The following is a 1,537-nucleotide window of genomic DNA, read 5'->3' on the forward strand; positions in this document are numbered from 1 at the left end:
GGGCCTTCTAGGGCTGGGAGGCAGACTCGGTCGCGGCCGGACGACTTGGCTCGGTACAGGGCCAGGTCGGCGGCGGCCAGGAGTTCCAGGAGGTCCTCGCCGTGGGTGCGGAAGAGCGCGACGCCCACGGACACGGTGACCGTCACCGTTCCTTCTTCGGCGGGGACGGCCAGGCGGCGCACCCGTCCCCGGAGGCGTTCCGCGACGCGGCATGCTTCGACGGTGTCGGCTCCGGGCAGCAAGACCACGAACTCCTCACCGCCGAAGCGGCCCACGACGTCGTAATCGCGCAGTTGGTGGCAGAGCGTGCTGGCCACGCCCACCAGCACCTGGTCGCCCATCAGGTGCCCGTGGGTGTCGTTGACCCGCTTGAAGTGGTCGATGTCGATCAGCAGGAGCGCCACGGCGGCATGGGTCCGCTGCGCGCGTGACAGCTCGGTGTCGGCCTCCCGCTGCCAGGCCGCCGCGTTCAGGAGCCCGGTCTTGGCGTCCGTCCGCGCGGCCGCCTGGAGTTGCTGGTGCATGAGGCTGCGCTGGAGCAGGACGACCGGCGGCAGCGCCAGGATCAGCAGGCCGAGCGACAGGGCGCTCGTGATCGCCACGAGCATGCCGACGCAGAGTTCGACCACGTCCAGGAGGAGGCTCTCGCGCGTCCACAGGACGTCCCGCCAGCGGCTCTCGGGGTTGGCCGCGTGCGCCGCCACCGCGACGATCGCCGTGTTCACGACGGTGAACAACGCCGCGCACCCCACGGCGGCCGGTATGCCCGGGTAGGCGTCGACGAGCCATTGCGGCGCCCCCTCCAGCGGTTCGGGCACCACCAGGTGGAACACCATGGACGCGCACGCTCCGGCGATCCCGTGCGCCGCGGCGACGAGCGCCCGCCGGTAGATCAGGGTCCGGCGGACCCGGAACTGCAGCAGCGCCTGGAGTGGTATCGGGATCAGGAGGACGTAGACCGGCGGCAGCAGGAGTGCGACCGGCAGCCACCAGGCCGATAGGAGGTCGCGGGCGACACCGGCCGGCATGCCTAGGCGCCGCGTCGCCTCGATGCACACCGCACCGCACGCCAGGAGTGCGGCGAACGTCGTCAGGTCGTCGGCCCGGAGCGGCGTGCCGGCCAGCCCCACGGCGGTCAGCCCGAGGTGGACGGCCACCACCACCGGCACATAGATCACGAGCAGGGACGGACGCCCCAGTAGCGCTCGGCGCCTGGGCCTGCGAGGCAGCTCCCCACCACGGTCCTCGGCGGACGACTGCACTGCCGTCATCCTTCCCCCTTACGCGCATCACGTTGTGTAACACGATAGTTGCAACGTGTGCGGAAGGGGCGTGAAACAGGTACGTTCGGGAACGCACGTGCGGGTGACCGTTCGGATCACCACGCATCAGGGCCCGCGGACTCGCGGCCCCAGGCACATCCTGAGGGGGATACCACCATGCGCGGCGTTTCCTGGATCTGACCAGGCCGCGGAACCCGAGGGTGCGGGGGCGCCGACCGACGCCGACTGCATCAGTCGCCCACGCCCCCGCTCCC

The 1,537-nt window shown here is 71.3% G+C and carries 1 protein-coding gene; it reads right to left on the reverse strand.

The features are described 5' to 3' along the window. Positions 1 to 1,271 (reverse strand): GGDEF domain-containing protein (locus tag E1287_RS43165; protein ID WP_131971927.1); only part of this gene is annotated, 1,271 nt, incomplete at its 3' end. Between the last annotated feature and the right edge of the window lie 266 nt (positions 1,272 to 1,537).

This window comes from Actinomadura sp. KC06, assembly GCF_004348735.1.
Lineage (GTDB): Bacteria > Actinomycetota > Actinomycetes > Streptosporangiales > Streptosporangiaceae > Spirillospora.